General features: G+C 41.4%; 16 protein-coding genes. All 16 read left to right on the top strand.

Going from position 1 to position 15,044, the window contains the following annotated elements; translation table 11 throughout:
* Positions 1–3 precede the first annotated feature (3 nt).
* The 16 genes from ASG46_RS17015 (at position 4) to glyS (ending at position 14,951) form a co-directional block, all read left to right on the top strand.
* A complete protein-coding gene (locus tag ASG46_RS17015) occupies positions 4–453 on the top strand; it encodes a GatB/YqeY domain-containing protein (RefSeq protein WP_007501319.1) in 450 nt (149 codons plus the stop codon).
* Between the two features lie 141 nt (positions 454–594).
* Positions 595–1,908: an NfeD family protein gene (locus tag ASG46_RS17010; RefSeq protein WP_056705277.1), complete on the top strand. Its 1,314-nt coding sequence runs from the start codon at positions 595–597 to the stop codon at positions 1,906–1,908.
* A gap of 27 nt (positions 1,909–1,935) precedes the next feature.
* Positions 1,936–2,928 carry a flotillin-like protein FloA gene (floA, locus tag ASG46_RS17005; RefSeq protein WP_007501317.1) on the top strand — a complete coding sequence of 331 codons (993 nt, stop codon included), beginning with the start codon at positions 1,936–1,938 and terminating at the stop codon, positions 2,926–2,928.
* A 31-nt stretch (positions 2,929–2,959) separates the two neighbouring features.
* On the top strand, positions 2,960–3,457 hold the full coding sequence (locus tag ASG46_RS17000) for a hypothetical protein (RefSeq protein ID WP_024718815.1): 498 nt from the start codon (positions 2,960–2,962) through the stop codon (positions 3,455–3,457).
* A 206-nt stretch (positions 3,458–3,663) separates the two neighbouring features.
* Positions 3,664–3,945: a sporulation protein YqfC gene (gene yqfC / locus ASG46_RS16995; RefSeq protein ID WP_012010618.1), complete on the top strand. Its 282-nt coding sequence runs from the start codon at positions 3,664–3,666 to the stop codon at positions 3,943–3,945.
* Between the two features lie 18 nt (positions 3,946–3,963).
* Complete coding sequence (gene yqfD / locus ASG46_RS16990) at positions 3,964–5,154, top strand: sporulation protein YqfD (protein ID WP_041506935.1); 1,191 nt, start codon at positions 3,964–3,966, stop codon at positions 5,152–5,154.
* 3 nt (positions 5,155–5,157) lie between these two features.
* A complete protein-coding gene (locus tag ASG46_RS16985) occupies positions 5,158–6,117 on the top strand; it encodes a PhoH family protein (RefSeq protein WP_008342419.1) in 960 nt (319 codons plus the stop codon).
* A 114-nt stretch (positions 6,118–6,231) separates the two neighbouring features.
* Positions 6,232–8,346, top strand: a complete 2,115-nt coding sequence (locus tag ASG46_RS16980; RefSeq protein ID WP_375805738.1) for an HD family phosphohydrolase — start codon at positions 6,232–6,234, stop codon at positions 8,344–8,346.
* Positions 8,347–8,826 carry an rRNA maturation RNase YbeY gene (gene ybeY, locus ASG46_RS16975; protein WP_007501310.1) on the top strand — a complete coding sequence of 160 codons (480 nt, stop codon included), beginning with the start codon at positions 8,347–8,349 and terminating at the stop codon, positions 8,824–8,826.
* Positions 8,804–9,190, top strand: coding sequence for a diacylglycerol kinase family protein (locus ASG46_RS16970; protein WP_024718818.1), 387 nt, complete (start codon positions 8,804–8,806; stop codon positions 9,188–9,190). The genes ybeY and ASG46_RS16970 overlap by 23 nt, the downstream gene beginning before the upstream one ends.
* Positions 9,191–9,302: 112 nt before the next feature.
* Positions 9,303–9,701, top strand: coding sequence for a cytidine deaminase (locus ASG46_RS16965; protein ID WP_056705274.1), 399 nt, complete (start codon positions 9,303–9,305; stop codon positions 9,699–9,701).
* Positions 9,694–10,599 carry a GTPase Era gene (gene era / locus ASG46_RS16960; protein WP_007501305.1) on the top strand — a complete coding sequence of 302 codons (906 nt, stop codon included), beginning with the start codon at positions 9,694–9,696 and terminating at the stop codon, positions 10,597–10,599. The genes ASG46_RS16965 and era overlap by 8 nt, the downstream gene beginning before the upstream one ends.
* A gap of 147 nt (positions 10,600–10,746) precedes the next feature.
* A complete protein-coding gene (locus ASG46_RS20770; RefSeq protein ID WP_008342408.1) occupies positions 10,747–10,890 on the top strand; it encodes a YqzL family protein in 144 nt (47 codons plus the stop codon).
* A gap of 35 nt (positions 10,891–10,925) precedes the next feature.
* Positions 10,926–11,696 carry a DNA repair protein RecO gene (recO, locus tag ASG46_RS16955; protein ID WP_007501304.1) on the top strand — a complete coding sequence of 257 codons (771 nt, stop codon included), beginning with the start codon at positions 10,926–10,928 and terminating at the stop codon, positions 11,694–11,696.
* A gap of 329 nt (positions 11,697–12,025) precedes the next feature.
* The gene (gene glyQ / locus ASG46_RS16950) at positions 12,026–12,913 is read left to right on the top strand and encodes a glycine--tRNA ligase subunit alpha (protein ID WP_003217487.1); all 888 of its coding nucleotides are present in this window, start codon (positions 12,026–12,028) and stop codon (positions 12,911–12,913) included.
* Positions 12,906–14,951 carry a glycine--tRNA ligase subunit beta gene (gene glyS / locus ASG46_RS16945; protein WP_045034385.1) on the top strand — a complete coding sequence of 682 codons (2,046 nt, stop codon included), beginning with the start codon at positions 12,906–12,908 and terminating at the stop codon, positions 14,949–14,951. The genes glyQ and glyS overlap by 8 nt, the downstream gene beginning before the upstream one ends.
* The last annotated feature ends 93 nt before the right edge of the window (positions 14,952–15,044 follow it).

Genomic DNA, 15,044 nt, shown 5'->3' with positions numbered 1-15,044 from the left:
TTTATGAGTCTTCTTGAGCAATTAAATTCTGATATGAAGCTTTTTATGAAAAACCGAGAGAAAGACAAGCTTATTGTCATTCGTATGGTAAAGGCTTCACTGCAAAATGAAGCAATAAAGCTTAAGAAAGACAGTTTGACCGGAGATGAGGAACTAACCGTCCTTTCCCGCGAGATTAAGCAACGTAAAGACTCCCTCCATGAATTTTCGAAAGCTAATCGCTTAGATTTAGTAGATAAAGTTCAAAAAGAGATTGACATTTTAGACGTTTATTTACCTGAACAGCTTTCTGAAGAAGAACTGCAGGCGGTTGTGAAAGAAACAATCGCTGAAACCGGTGCTTCATCGAAAGCTGATATGGGTAAAGTCATGAGCGCTATAATGCCAAAGGTAAAAGGTAAAGCTGATGGTGCTGTGATTAACAGACTTGTCAGCGAGCAACTGTCTCAATAAAAAAGTATCCTTCTCATGTTAGAAGGGTACTTTTTTTATGCCTCCATCATTCTGTCATATAAAAATGAAACCTATGATACATTTGTAACGTATGTAAAGGAACGGTAAAATGAAAGAAAGAGAGGGGGGATCACCAAATAGATGAAAAAAATGAAAATTTCTATTGCTCTCTTCAGTTGTTTTATAATATGCTTGTTATTAGGGGTTCAATTGACCGCGAAATCAGCAGATCAGAAAGTTCATGTTATCCCAATTGAAGATACAGTAGAAAAAGGACTTTCTAAATTCATTGAACGATCATTTGAGCAGGCAAAGTCGGAACGGGTGAAGCACATCATTCTCGACATCAATACACCAGGTGGTGCAGTCGATGCGGCGCTTGAAATAGCCGATACCATTCGTGCATCCGACATCCCAGTGACAGCGTTTGTGAATCATAGAGCGCTTTCAGCCGGGGCATTCATCGCCCTAAATGCCGATCAAATTTATATGACCCCAAACGGAAAGATGGGGGCTGCTGCGATCATTGACGGTGAAGGCAACGCTGCCGATCAAAAATCTGAATCTCTATGGCTTGCTGAAATGAGTGACGCTGCTGAAAAGCAGGGGCGTGATCCAAAATATGCTCTTGCGATGGCAGATGTAGATATAGACGCAAAAGAAGCTGGTGCACCAAAAGGAGAATTGCTGACCTTTAACACAGATCGGGCGCTTCAGTTCGGTTATGCAGAAGGAGAAGCGAAAAATATGGATGACTTGCTTCAGAAGCTGAACTTAGCAGATGCTTCTGTTCAATACGATGAAGTGAGCTTTGCTGAAAAGGTTGCGCGTTTTCTCACGCATCCGATCGTCATTCCTATCCTTTTATCCATCGCGAGCTTAGGGTTAATTGTTGAATTATATTCTCCCGGCTTTGGGGTCCCAGGTACCATGGGAGTCACAGCGCTTCTTCTATTCTTTTATGGTCATCTCGTGGCAGGTTTTGCAGGATATGAGACATTGTTCCTGTTTTTGGCAGGGATTGTGTTGATCATTCTGGAATTATTTTTGCCAGGGGGAATCGTGGGTGTCATTGGACTAATCTGTGTCGTTGTCAGCTTATTTTTAGCAGCTGGAAGCTTTACAGAAATGGCGATTTCCATCTTGATTGCCACTGCTGTTTCAATCATAGCAGTTATTTTATTGACAAAGGTGTTGGGGAAACGTATGAAATTTTTTAAAAAGTTCATTTTAACCGATTCAACCAATAAAGAAAGTGGTTATGTCTCAAATGAAACAAGAGATGATCTTGTAGGACAAATCGCAGTGACAGCAACAGCACTTCGTCCATCTGGTACGATTGTATTCGGAGACGAACGCATTGATGTTGTGTCAGAAGGTGCTTTTATCGATAAGGATGAACAAGTAAAAATTGTGAAAGCGGAAGGCTCACGCATTGTCGTGAGGAAAGTATAGATATACTGATTTTATAGGAGGAATAAAATGGATCCATCTACTTTACTATTATTTGTGATTATCGCAGCAGGTTTGATCGTTCTATCGATCTTCTTCACCTTTGTACCGGTGATGCTGTGGATTTCTGCCCTAGCGGCTGGCGTAAGAGTGAGCATTTTTACACTTGTAGGAATGAGGCTTCGCCGAGTGATTCCAAACCGAGTGGTCAACCCGCTCATCAAAGCGCATAAAGCAGGTCTTGATGCGACGATTAACCAATTAGAAAGCCACTATCTTGCAGGTGGTAACGTAGACCGAGTTGTCAACGCACTGATCGCAGCTCAGCGTGCGAATATCGAATTGAACTTTGCTCGCTGTGCGGCAATCGACCTAGCAGGCCGTGACGTACTTGAAGCTGTCCAAATGAGTGTAAACCCTAAAGTCATTGAAACACCATTTATCTCAGGTGTTGCGATGGACGGGATTGAAGTAAAAGCAAAAGCACGTATTACAGTTCGTGCAAACATTGACAGACTTGTCGGTGGTGCAGGGGAAGAAACGATCATTGCTCGTGTAGGTGAAGGGATTGTTTCGACAATCGGTTCATCAGATAATCATAAAAAGGTTCTTGAAAATCCTGATATGATTTCTCAAACGGTTCTTGGTAAAGGGTTAGATTCAGGTACAGCATTTGAAATTCTCTCGATTGATATCGCAGATGTTGATATCGGTAAGAACATCGGGGCAATCCTGCAGACAGACCAAGCAGAAGCCGACAAAAACATTGCACAGGCGAAAGCAGAAGAACGCCGGGCAATGGCTGTTGCACAAGAACAAGAAATGCGTGCGAGAGTTGAAGAAATGCGCGCGAAAGTAGTAGAAGCAGAGGCGGAAGTACCACTTGCAATGGCCGAAGCACTACGTGAAGGTAATATCGGTGTCATGGACTACATGAACATTAAGAATATCGATGCTGATACGGATATGAGAGATTCATTTGGCAAAATGACAAAAGGTCCATCTGATAATGAAAACAAATAAGCATCCTCTCACGCTTTAAGGAGGGAGCCCATTGGACATTCTATTTGAAAATCCGTTACTAATAGCGATTATCATCGGTATTATCTCTGCGGTCTTTGGGAAAATCGGTAAACAAGAGGAGAACGAACAAAAGAACCAGCAAAACAAACCGGCTCCTCAGCGTAAACCAGTGCCGCAAAAGCAAACAAAACAAACAAGTCCAGATCCGGTCGTAACGGACCAGCTTGACGATTTTGGCGATGTACATGATCATGGCGGGATGAAGAAACAAGGTTCACAATCCTTACAGGATCGTTATACCGCTACACTTGCCGAAATGGAAGAAAGAAAAAGCGAGCTGAATAAAGAGTTTCAATCGCTTGAAAGAGAACTTACAAGGCCAAAAGCAGCATCTGCTGGAATGAAGCCGAAAATGATTGAGAAACTCAACCAAGATACGGTCGTTCAAGGGATGATCCTTGGTGAAGTATTTGGAGAGCCTCGTGCCAAAAAGCCGCATCGAACGATGAAACGACCATATAAAAGATAAAGAAGTAAGCCCCCTCATCCTTAAGGGGGCTTTTTTGTTGTGTAATGGAGACTTTTCTTAGTTAAAATGATGAAACGGCTGTTTTACGGGATTCATTAGCATGATATGAACCGCTGAGGAATAGGATGATATAGAGGCTTTCTCATCAGTCTCACCATCTTTCAGTTTGATCTCATACACATGAGGTGGGAAGGGGTTCTTATTGAATGGGAAAAAGAAAAAATCGACTTAAAGCATGGCTGACAAGAACACTTGAAATCCCTCCGGACGTGATGATGGATCTTCCCCGTATTACGATGGTTGGCAGACTCCATATTTACATAGAGAACCATAAAGGGCTTTTACTTTTCAGTGATCAAGAGGTAAGGCTGATGCTCAAGCAAGGACAGTGCATTATTTCAGGAAAAGACTTTGTGATTAAAACGATTTTGCCAGAAGAGATCTTATTAGAGGGGAAAATCGATGAGGTCCGTTATATTGATTCTTAACTGACGGAGGGGAGAAACGTGAAGAACAAATGGTTTGCCTATTTTATTGGCAGAGTGGAAGTGGAGATAAGAGGAAGCGGTATTGAGCGGCTAATCAATGAGTGCACGAGACAGGGGATCACAATTTTTCAAGTGAGCCGCCGTCAAGACAGCGTGCGCTTATTTATTCGCCTCTCAGATGTACATGCCTTTAGAAAAGTGCGCAGACATCATGAGGTGAAATGTTCATTTCATCAAAAGAAAGGGTTCCCGTTTCTTCTTCTATGGTCGAGAAGAAATATTGGATTCACCCTCGGGATGGCTTTTTTCCTAGTGACGATATTGGCTCTTTCAAATATGGTGTGGAAAATTGAGATTAAAGGTGCGAATCCAGAAACAGAACACCAAATGAGAAAGCATTTAGATGAAATTGGGGTACAAAAAGGGCGTTTTCAGTTTCTCATGGGGACCCCTGAAAAAATACAAAAGTCATTGACGACCAATATTCAGAGCATTACATGGGTCGGAGTTGAACTAAACGGAACGACGTTTCAAATGAAAGTGGTCGAAAAAAATGAACCTGAAAAGGAGAAATATACGAGTCCTCAGCACATCGTTGCCAAGAAAAAGGCGGTCATCACGAGAATGTATGTAGAAAAGGGGGAACCGCTTGCCCAGGTCGATGAACATGTGAAAAAAGGGCAGATGCTCGTCTCAGGTTTAATTGGGAGTGAAGATCAGAAAAAAACGGTCGGAGCCAAAGCGAAAATATATGGTGAAACATGGTACCGATCTGAAGTTTCTGTCCCTCTCCGAACATCTTTTGATGTCTTTACGGGTAAAATGAAGACAAAGCACAAGCTCTCCTTGTTTGGAGGCTCCATTCCATTTTGGGGATTTTCCTTTAAAAAAGATGATTTTCAGCAGCCGAAAACAGAAAAAGAAGTTCACCCGCTTCATTTTTTGAATATGCAACTACCGTTCTCCTATGAAAAGGAAATCACACGAGAAAGTGAAAAAATAAATCGAGAATACACAAATAAAGAAGCGGTTCAAGCAGGGATTAAAATGGGTAAAAAAGAATTAGAAGAAAAGCTAGGTCAAACAGGTGAGGTGAAAAGTGAAAAAGTTTTGCACGAGACAACAGGGAATGGTAAAGTTAAGTTAATCATCCTTTACCAAGTAATAGAAGATATTGTTCAACCAACACCTATTGTTCAGGGAGACTAGAGAATGACAGAACATTTACTTGAGATTCAACAAAAATTGGATAGCCCAAACGAAGCCATTGCTTTATTTGGCAATCAAGATGCTTATCTGAAACTGATGGAAAACGAGCTGAATGTCTCCATTATCACACGTGGAGAGAAAGTGTATGTTTCTGGTCAGGAAGCATCAAGAGATACTGTGAGCCGTTTGATTACATCTCTCTTACATCTCATTCGTAAAGGAATTGAGATTTCTGAACGGGATGTCGTCTATGCCATTAAAATGGCGCAAAAAGACAAGCTCAATTATTTTGAAAATATGTATGAAGATGAAATTACGAAAAATGCCAAAGGAAAGTCGATCAGAGTCAAAACGATCGGCCAGCGTGAATATGCTGCGGCAATGAAAAAAGATGATCTGGTCTTTGGGATTGGACCTGCTGGTACAGGTAAAACGTATTTGGCAGTGGTCAACGCCGTACATGCCCTGAAAAATGGACATGTCAAACGAATTATCCTGACAAGGCCAGCTGTTGAAGCAGGAGAAAGTCTTGGCTTTTTGCCAGGAGATTTAAAAGAAAAAGTCGATCCTTATTTAAGACCGCTATATGATGCTCTGCACGATGTGCTTGGCAGTGATCATACGGAACGTTTAATTGAGCGTGGAGTGATTGAAATTGCCCCTCTTGCCTATATGAGAGGGCGGACGCTTGATGATGCATTTGTGATTTTAGATGAAGCGCAGAATACAACGCCAGCTCAAATGAAAATGTTTTTGACGAGACTGGGCTTTGGTTCTAAAATGGTCATTACAGGAGATATTACACAAATTGATCTGCCTAAAGGTATGCAGTCAGGCCTTGCAGCTGCAAAGGACATGCTTGCTGAGATCAAGGGTATCTCATTCATTGAATTAGATCAGACAGATGTGGTCAGACACCCGCTTGTGGCGAAGATCATTGGAGCATACGAAAAGCAAAAATGAACTGAGTGACCCGATCGCCTAAATCGGGTCATTTTGTTTCGATCGTGGTTTAAAGTAAAAAAGGAGGTACTTTCCTTGAGAAAGAATCAGAAAGGCAGTAAGCGCAAAAGGCTGCTGTCTAAAAAAGAACCTCAGAAAATGGAGCGCTCACGCTATTTAAACGTACTGCTATACGCTGGTTTAGCGGCCATCATGTTTGTGGTGCTCTTCTTCCATGTAAAGCCTGAATCGCTCGACCTAGATTTGTTTTCAGTGAGCGAACAGACCATCTATTCTCCGTCTACCGTTGATGACCAAGAAGCAACAGAAGAAAAGAAACAAGAAGCAACGGATCAAGTGGAAGACCAATATACACTCAAAAAAGCGTATTCTGATAATCGTGTTGACCTCATTTCATCCCTCTTTGAAGCCATTAAAGAAGAGAAGAAAGCAGCAGCTGATGACAAAGAGAACCCGCCAACAGATCAAGAGATGGTGAAGCGTGTAAAAGAAAAACTCACAACCGATATGCAGGAAGCTGTTTCGGATCAATCGATTAAAGCACTGCTCCAAGCAAGTGACGAAAATCTTTCTTTTACAAAGGACTCCATCATCACAGTGGTCAATTCTCTCATGAGTAAAGAAATCACAGCTTCTAAGCTGCAAGATGAAAAGAAACAAGTGAAAGCAGAGCTTGAAAACAATTCGATTCCATCAAAATATTTAAATGCAGCGAAAGAAATAGGTGAATTTGCGATTATTCCAAACTATGTATTTGACCCGGTGGCAACAGAGAAGAAAAGACAAGAAGCAGCTGATAATATCCAGCCGGTTCAAATCAAGCAAGGGCAAATTTTAGTGGAAGAAGGAGAGCTCATTGACCGCGAAGTGTATCGCAAATTAGAACTGACCGGCCTTTTAAACAGCTCCAATTTGTTTAAGCCTGTAAGCGGTCTTATCATCTTAATCGGTCTCTTCTTAGCGGCGATTGTCCACTCACTGGAATCGAGGAAAAAGTCGCTCGTCCATAAGAATAAATCGTTACTGCTGTACTCGCTCATTTTCACCATCATTTTAATCATCATGGAAGTATTCAGTCTCTTCCAGGAAACGAAGTATACGACCATCGGCTATGTCGTGCCTGTGGCACTTGGCACGATGCTGATTAAGCTGCTGATCAATGAGCGGCTGGCGATCTTCTCCGGCCTTGTATTTGCCCTTTGCGGCAGTATGATGTTTAATCAAGGAGTAACAGGTGTCTTTAACTATGTCATCTGTGCTTATTATCTAATAAGCGGGATGGCGGGAATTTTATTTTTGAGAAAACACAATGCAAGATCGAAAATTTTGCAGGCGGGGCTTTGGGTAGCTTTGGTGAATGTACTTGTCGTGCTTTCCATTACGCTGATTCAAAATTCTTCTCCATCAGGGCTTGAAATAGGTGTAAACCTCATCATGGCGATTGTGTCAGGGTTTGCATCGGCTATTTTGGTTATTGGGTTAATGCCAGTCTTTGAGAGCATGTTTGGCATTCTTTCGACCATGAAGCTTATTGAATTATCGAACCCGAATCATCCGCTGCTGAAAAAGATCTTAACAGAGACGCCAGGTACATATCATCATAGTGTCATGGTGGCGAATTTAGCGGATGCTGCATGTGAAGCAGTCGGTGCAAATGGATTGTTAGCAAGGGTTGGGGCTTATTATCATGACATTGGGAAAACGAAAAGGCCACAATACTTTATTGAAAACCAAATGAACATTGATAATCCGCACGACAAGCTTTCTCCTCAGCTGAGCAAAAATATTATTATTGCCCATACGACAGATGGTGCTGAAATGCTGAGAGAAAAGAAGTTTCCAGAGGAACTTGTGGACATTGCAGAACAGCATCACGGAAAGTCCTTGCTGAAGTTCTTTTACTATAAGGCAAAAGAACGGGATGATCAGGTGACAGAAGAAGAATTTCGTTATCCTGGTCCAAAACCGCAATCGAAAGAAGCGGCCATTATTTCTGTAGCTGACAGCGTGGAGGCGGCGGTTCGTTCGATGCATAATCCAAACCCTGAGCGGATTGAAAAGCTTGTGAAAGGCATTATTTCAGATAAGATGCAGGATGGACAATTTAGTGAATGTGATCTGACATTTAAAGAATTAAATATTATTAGCCAAACAATTTGTACAACATTAAAGGGGATTTTCCATTCTCGGATTGAATATCCAGATGCCCCGAAGCAGAAGGTGAAGTAAATGACATTGTTAATCGATTTAATAGATGAAACAGGACAAGTATCGAAAGAGCAGCTTGAAGAAGTGGAAAAGCTTCTTCAATTTGCTGCGGATGCTCTTGAAGTAAAAGATCAAGCAGAAGTATCAGTATCGATCGTTTCAAATGAAGAAATTCATCAAATTAATAAAGAATACCGAGGAAAAGATGCACCAACAGATGTGATTTCATTTGCCCTTGAGGAAGAAGGCGAAGGGGAAATTGAAATCATTGGAGCTGATGACATTCCGCCTGTACTTGGTGACATTATCATTAGTGTTGATCGTACGAAAGAGCAAGCAGAGGAATATGGACATTCCTTCATGAGAGAGCTAGGATTTTTAACGATTCATGGTTTTCTTCATTTGCTTGGTTATGATCATATGACAGAAGAAGATGAAAAAGAAATGTTCGCCAAACAGACAAAAATCTTGGATGATTATGGCCTTTCGAGATCATCGTAAGAAGCGAACGCCGCTTGTCCGTTTTTTTCGGAGTTTTTATTATGCATTTAGAGGAATATGGCGAACTTTCTTGAATGAACGGAATTTTCGGTTTCACACAGTCGCAGCCATCATCGTGGTGATTTGCGGCTTTTGGTTTCACATTCATCCGGTTGAATGGATGATCATTCTGCTTTTATGCGGCGGGATGTTTGCATTAGAACTTGTGAATACAGCGATTGAACATACAGTAGATCTTTTCACAGAAGAGAAGCATCCTCTTGCTGAGAGAGCGAAGGACGCGGCAGCAGGCGCTGTTTGCGTTTACGCCGCCATTTCGGTTATGATTGGGTTGATGATCTTCTTACCGAAGATCATGCAATAGAACAATACTACTATTTATTAACATTTTTAGAAATGGGCGTGAAAATGTCACGTGAATTATGTAAAATATAAATGTGACAGTGGGTCCATTTCTTCTGAAAGTGGGAACTAGAATGAACAAACAAGAGTTGATTTCAGAAGCAGTCAAAGCAAGAGATTTTGCATATGTACCCTATTCTAAATTCAAAGTCGGTGCAGCATTATTATCGCATGACGGAAAAGTGTATGGCGGCTGCAATATTGAAAATGCAGCATATGGTATGTGTAATTGTGCGGAAAGAACAGCACTTTTTAAAGCTTACTCAGAGGGCGTCACATCTTTTCAAAAGCTTGCAGTAGTGGCTGATACAGATCGGCCTGTTTCACCATGCGGCGCATGCAGACAGGTCATTTCAGAGCTATGTGCACCTGATATGCCAGTGATTCTAACGAACTTAAAAGGACATATATACGAAACGACAGTAAACGAACTATTGCCAGGCGCATTTTCACCGGAGGATTTAAATGACTAACGAAAGCTTCAAATCAGGATTTGTATCAATTATTGGAAGACCAAATGTAGGGAAATCGACCTTTCTTAATCGTGTAATTGGACAAAAGATTGCGATTATGAGTGATAAGCCCCAAACGACTCGAAACAAAGTGCAAGGTGTTCTGACAACGAACACGTCACAAACGATTTTTATCGATACACCAGGAATTCATAAACCGAAGCACAAACTTGGTGATTTTATGATGAGGGTGGCTCAAAATACACTCAAGGAAGTCGACCTGATCTTGTTTATGATCAACGCACAGGAAGGCTATGGCAAAGGTGATGAATTCATCATTGAACGACTAAAGCAAACATCGACACCGGTGTTCCTTGTTGTCAATAAAATTGACCAAATTCATCCGGATGAACTGTTCCTTTTAATTGATGAATACCGCACACGTTACCCATTTAAGGAAATTGTGCCAATTTCAGCGCTTGAAGGCAACAACATTGATACGCTTCTTCAGCAAATTGAAGGTTATCTTCCAGAGGGCCCTCAATTTTATCCGGCAGATCAAGTAACAGATCACCCAGAGCGATTTATTATTTCTGAATTAATTCGTGAAAAAGTGCTGCATTTAACGAGAGAAGAGATCCCTCACAGTATTGCGGTTGCGATTGAATCGATCAAGCCAGATGAAAACGGCAAGATTCATGTTGCAGCGACCATCGTCGTAGAACGTGATTCACAAAAAGGGATTGTGATTGGTAAGCGCGGCAGCTTATTAAAAGAAGTGGGACAAAAAGCGCGCAGAGACATTGAAGCACTTTTAGGCTCAAAGGTGTATTTAGAGCTTTGGGTAAAGGTGCAGAAGGACTGGCGTAATAAATCCACACATCTTCGTGATTTCGGATTTAGAGAAGACGAATATTAAAAACCCATACAGTTGTTAGTAGATCTGACAATGGTGCGGTTCGATTAGTAAAAATTGTTTATCATGAAATGGAGGTAGCCTGGTCAAGATAAAATTAATATGTTGGATGTAGCGTTGCTGCTTCTAATAAAGAAAGGTGGGGTTTTTATGTTGAATTTTACATGGAACGTATTTTCACAAACAGGAAGCGTTGACACGTATCTGCTTTTCAAAGAGTTAGAAAAGGAGAACCTGGAAAGACCCGATGTACTTGAAGAAGAAATAGCACGACTTGATTTTCCAATCTTATAATTCTTGACCCCCTCCAACGCTCGGAGTGTAGACAAATGCTCATTAAAAGTGAAGGAATCGTCCTTAGAACAACAGATTATGGCGAAACAAACAAAATTGTCACGCTGCTCACTAGAGAACATGGGAAAATTGGTGTGATGGCAAGAGGCGCTAAGAAATCGAACAGCCGCCTGTCAGCCATAAGCCAGCCGTTTTTATACGGAACCTTCCTGATCCAATCATCAACAGGACTTGGAACGCTCCAGCAAGGTGAAATGATGGAAAGCATGCGAACCATTCGGGAAGATTTATTTCTGACCGCATATGCCGCATATATGACAGAATTACTTGATAAAGGAACAGAAGAAAAGAAGCCAAACCCTTACTTGTTTGAACTTCTTCTTCAATCTTTACGCCATCTCAATGAAGGCACAGATGCTGATATTATTTTATTTATCGTAGAGGTTAAAATGCTGTCAGTGATGGGGTTGAAGCCTGAACTGGACCAATGTGTACACTGCGGTCAAAAAGAAGGGCAGTTCCATTTCTCAATTAGAGATAACGGATTCATCTGTAGGCAATGCTTTTCTAAAGATCCATATAAACTGCCCTTATCCCCAGCAGCAGCAAGACTGCTCCGTTTGTTTCATTATTTTGATTTATCAAGGCTTGGTCAGGTTGACGTGAAACCACAAACGAAACAAGAAATTCGTCAAGTGCTCGATCATTATTATGAAGAGTATTCAGGTCTTTATTTAAAATCAAAAAAATTCATGAATCAAATGGAATCCATGAAAAAGCTAATGGACGGTGAAAACAAAAGTTGACATCTCTCGTGACTTTTTGTAAGATCATCTAAGATCAAATATGTTGCATTGACAGAAAGAAGTACTTACGTATCAGCCATAAAAGCGACCTTAGGGCGGTGTGAGCTAAGGATGGACACGTAACGAAAGGCATTCTTGAGCAACGTAAAACAAAGCGGCTGGGTGCTACGACACCAGCAAATAGGGTGGAACCGCGGGAAAAACTCTCGTCCCTATGTTTGCAAGGAACCTTGTGAGCATAGAGACGGGAGTTTTTGTGTTTTGCAAAGAGGTTCTAGGCCCCACCGCCATACATAGCGGATGGTGTAAAAAAGATGGAGGTGCGATCATTGAATATTCAAGACATGATTTTGACACTGCAAAAGCATTGGTCAAATGAAGGCTGCGTATTAATGCAGGCATATGACACAGAAAAAGGTGCTGGAACGATGAGTCCATACACGTTCCTCAGAAGCATTGGACCAGAGCCATGGAAGGTAGCCTATGTAGAACCTTCAAGACGCCCGGCTGACGGCAGATATGGAGAAAACCCAAACAGATTGTATCAGCATCATCAATTTCAAGTGATCATTAAGCCATCACCTGACAATATTCAAGAACTGTATCTAGAATCATTGAAGGCGCTTGGCATTGACCCGCTGAAACATGATATTCGTTTTGTTGAAGACAACTGGGAAAACCCATCTCTTGGCTGCGCAGGACTTGGCTGGGAAGTTTGGCTTGATGGAATGGAAATTACGCAATTTACGTATTTCCAGCAAGTCGGCGGTTTAGAATGTAAGCCAGTTTCTGTTGAAATCACATACGGAATTGAGCGTCTTGCTTCTTACATCCAGGACAAAGAAAATGTATTTGACCTTGAATGGACAGATGGCTTTACTGTAAGAGATTTATTCTTAATGGCTGAATACGAGCATTCTGTGTATACGTTTGAAACATCTAATACGGATATGCTGTTCGATTTATTTACAACATATGAAAAAGAAGCACATAGCCAAATGGACAAAGGGCTTGTTCACCCGGCATATGATTATGTACTCAAATGTTCTCACACATTTAACCTGCTTGATGCCAAAGGCGCGATTTCTGTGACTGAGCGAACAGGCTATATCGGAAGAGTACGTCAGTTAGCGAGAAAAGTAGCCAAAACATATTACGAAGAACGAGAAAAACTAGGATTCCCTATGCTAAAAGAGGAGGCGGCTTCTCATGAATAAACAAGATGTATTACTTGAAATCGGCTTAGAAGAGATGCCGGCTCGTTTCATGCCAGAAAGCACAAAGCAGCTGGGTGACAAAGTAAAAGCTTGGTTCGTAGCGCAAAATATTTCATTCGAAGACGTTGCTTTATTTAATTCACCAAGACGTCTAGCTGTACTCGTCAAAGGTGTTGCAGAAAAACAAGAGGACATCAAAGAAGAAGCAAAAGGACCGGCTAAAAAGATTGCTCAAGATGCTGAAGGCAATTGGACAAAAGCTGCCGAAGGTTTTGCCCGCGGACAAGGTGCTTCAACTGATGATCTGTATTTCAAAGACATCAAAGGTGTGGATTATGTCCATGTCCAAAAGTTTCAAGAAGGAAAACAAGTCAAAGACCTTCTTCCAGCATTAGGGGACATTGCCGCTTCATTGAGTTTTCCAAAGAACATGAGATGGGGAAGCGAGGATTTACGCTATATCCGTCCAATTAAATGGATTATTTGTTTATTTGGTCAAGAGATCATTCCTGTCGAAATTGCAGGAGTGAAAAGTGGACGGGAGACTAGAGGACATCGTTTCCTAGGGACGACAGCCAGCATTGACACACCAGCTTCTTATGAGCAAACATTAAGAGATCAATTTGTCATTGTTGATTCAGATAAAAGAAAACAATTAATTACTGAGCAATTACATGCCCTTTCTTCCGAAAAAGGCTGGGTCATTCCAGTTGATCCTGAGCTTCTAGAAGAAGTGAACGATCTCGTTGAATATCCAACCGTTCTATTTGGTTCTTTTGAAGAAGAATTTCTTGCGCTGCCAGAAGAAGTGCTTGTCACGACAATGAAAGAGCATCAGCGTTATTTCCCAGTGAAAAATGAACAAGGGGAATTACTGCCGCATTTTATTACGGTCAGAAACGGGAACAGTGAGGCACTTGAAAATGTGGCAAGAGGGAACGAAAAGGTCCTTCGTGCACGTTTATCAGATGCGGCATTTTTCTATAAAGAAGACGAAAAACTCGTCATTGAAGACAACATTCAAAAACTTGATAAAGTCGTATTCCATGAGAAACTTGGCACGATTGGCGACAAGCTGAAAAGAGTAACAGACATTGCTGTCCGCCTTGCTAGTCATGTGGGTGCAGATGAAGAAACGTCTAAACGCGCTGCAAGAGCAGCTAGTATCTCTAAGTTTGACCTTGTGACTCAGATGGTCTATGAATTCCCAGAACTGCAAGGAATCATGGGTGAAAAATATGCTAGAGCACTTGGCGAGCATGAAGAAGTGGCAAAGAGTATCAACGAGCACTATATGCCGCGTTTTGCCGGTGACGATGCGCCGTCAACACTTATTGGGGCGATTGTTGCAGTGGCGGATAAGCTAGATTCTATTTGTTCATTCTTCTCAATTGATGTCATTCCAACGGGCTCTCAAGATCCTTATGGATTAAGAAGACAAGCGAGCGGTATCGTTCAAATCCTGCTCGACCGCCAATGGAATCTTTCATTTAAAGAGCTTTTAGCACTAGCTCAAGTAGATGCAAAACATGAAGCTGTTCTCATTGAATTTTTAACACACCGTTTGAAATATGTTCTCCAAGCAGAACATATCCGTCATGACGTGGTGGAAGCAGTCCTTGATGTTGAAAATATTGAACCATATGCGGTTGTGAAAAAAGCGGCTGTTCTTGAAGAGAGCGTGAAACAGGAGAGTTTCAAAGAAACGGCTGAGGCACTAGGCCGCGTCATTTCAATCAGTAAAAAAGGGGAAGACGCACAGATTCAGCCTGAACTGTTTGAAAATGAACACGAACAAAAGCTATTTGAAGCGTATCAGCAAGCGGAAAAAGCCGTCAACGAGTATATGGCAAAAGGTCAGTACCAATCAGCACTTGAAGCGCTAGATACATTAAAAGCACCAATTGTTCATTATTTCGACCATACCATGGTTCATGCCGATGATGAAAAACTGAAACAAAATCGTTTGGCACAAATGGTCAAACTTGCAAAAGTCATTCAATCATTTGCGAATATGAACAATTTAATTGTAAAATAAATACCTAAGAACGGTTGCCTTTTTCGAAGGGCAATCGTTTTTTACTCATTTAATTCACGGTTTTTGAGTGGATTTTTGTTTCATTCGGACGAA

The sequence above is a fragment of the Bacillus sp. Leaf49 genome (assembly GCF_001426125.1).
GTDB lineage: Bacteria > Bacillota > Bacilli > Bacillales > Bacillaceae > Bacillus > Bacillus altitudinis.
The sequence above is the reverse complement of the archived record's forward strand: the minus strand, read 5'-3'. Positions and strand labels throughout refer to the sequence as shown.

Coding starts and splice junctions, on each gene's coding strand:
- glyS (WP_045034385.1), top strand. CDS start 12,906: ATGAATAAACAAGATGTATTACTTGAAATCGGCTTAGAAGAGATGCCG.
- floA (WP_007501317.1), top strand. CDS start 1,936: ATGGATCCATCTACTTTACTATTATTTGTGATTATCGCAGCAGGTTTG.
- ASG46_RS20770 (WP_008342408.1), top strand. CDS start 10,747: ATGTTGAATTTTACATGGAACGTATTTTCACAAACAGGAAGCGTTGAC.
- era (WP_007501305.1), top strand. CDS start 9,694: ATGACTAACGAAAGCTTCAAATCAGGATTTGTATCAATTATTGGAAGA.
- ASG46_RS17010 (WP_056705277.1), top strand. CDS start 595: ATGAAAAAAATGAAAATTTCTATTGCTCTCTTCAGTTGTTTTATAATA.
- ASG46_RS16965 (WP_056705274.1), top strand. CDS start 9,303: ATGAACAAACAAGAGTTGATTTCAGAAGCAGTCAAAGCAAGAGATTTT.
- recO (WP_007501304.1), top strand. CDS start 10,926: ATGCTCATTAAAAGTGAAGGAATCGTCCTTAGAACAACAGATTATGGC.
- ASG46_RS16970 (WP_024718818.1), top strand. CDS start 8,804: ATGGCCTTTCGAGATCATCGTAAGAAGCGAACGCCGCTTGTCCGTTTT.
- ASG46_RS16985 (WP_008342419.1), top strand. CDS start 5,158: ATGACAGAACATTTACTTGAGATTCAACAAAAATTGGATAGCCCAAAC.
- ybeY (WP_007501310.1), top strand. CDS start 8,347: ATGACATTGTTAATCGATTTAATAGATGAAACAGGACAAGTATCGAAA.
- yqfC (WP_012010618.1), top strand. CDS start 3,664: ATGGGAAAAAGAAAAAATCGACTTAAAGCATGGCTGACAAGAACACTT.
- ASG46_RS17015 (WP_007501319.1), top strand. CDS start 4: ATGAGTCTTCTTGAGCAATTAAATTCTGATATGAAGCTTTTTATGAAA.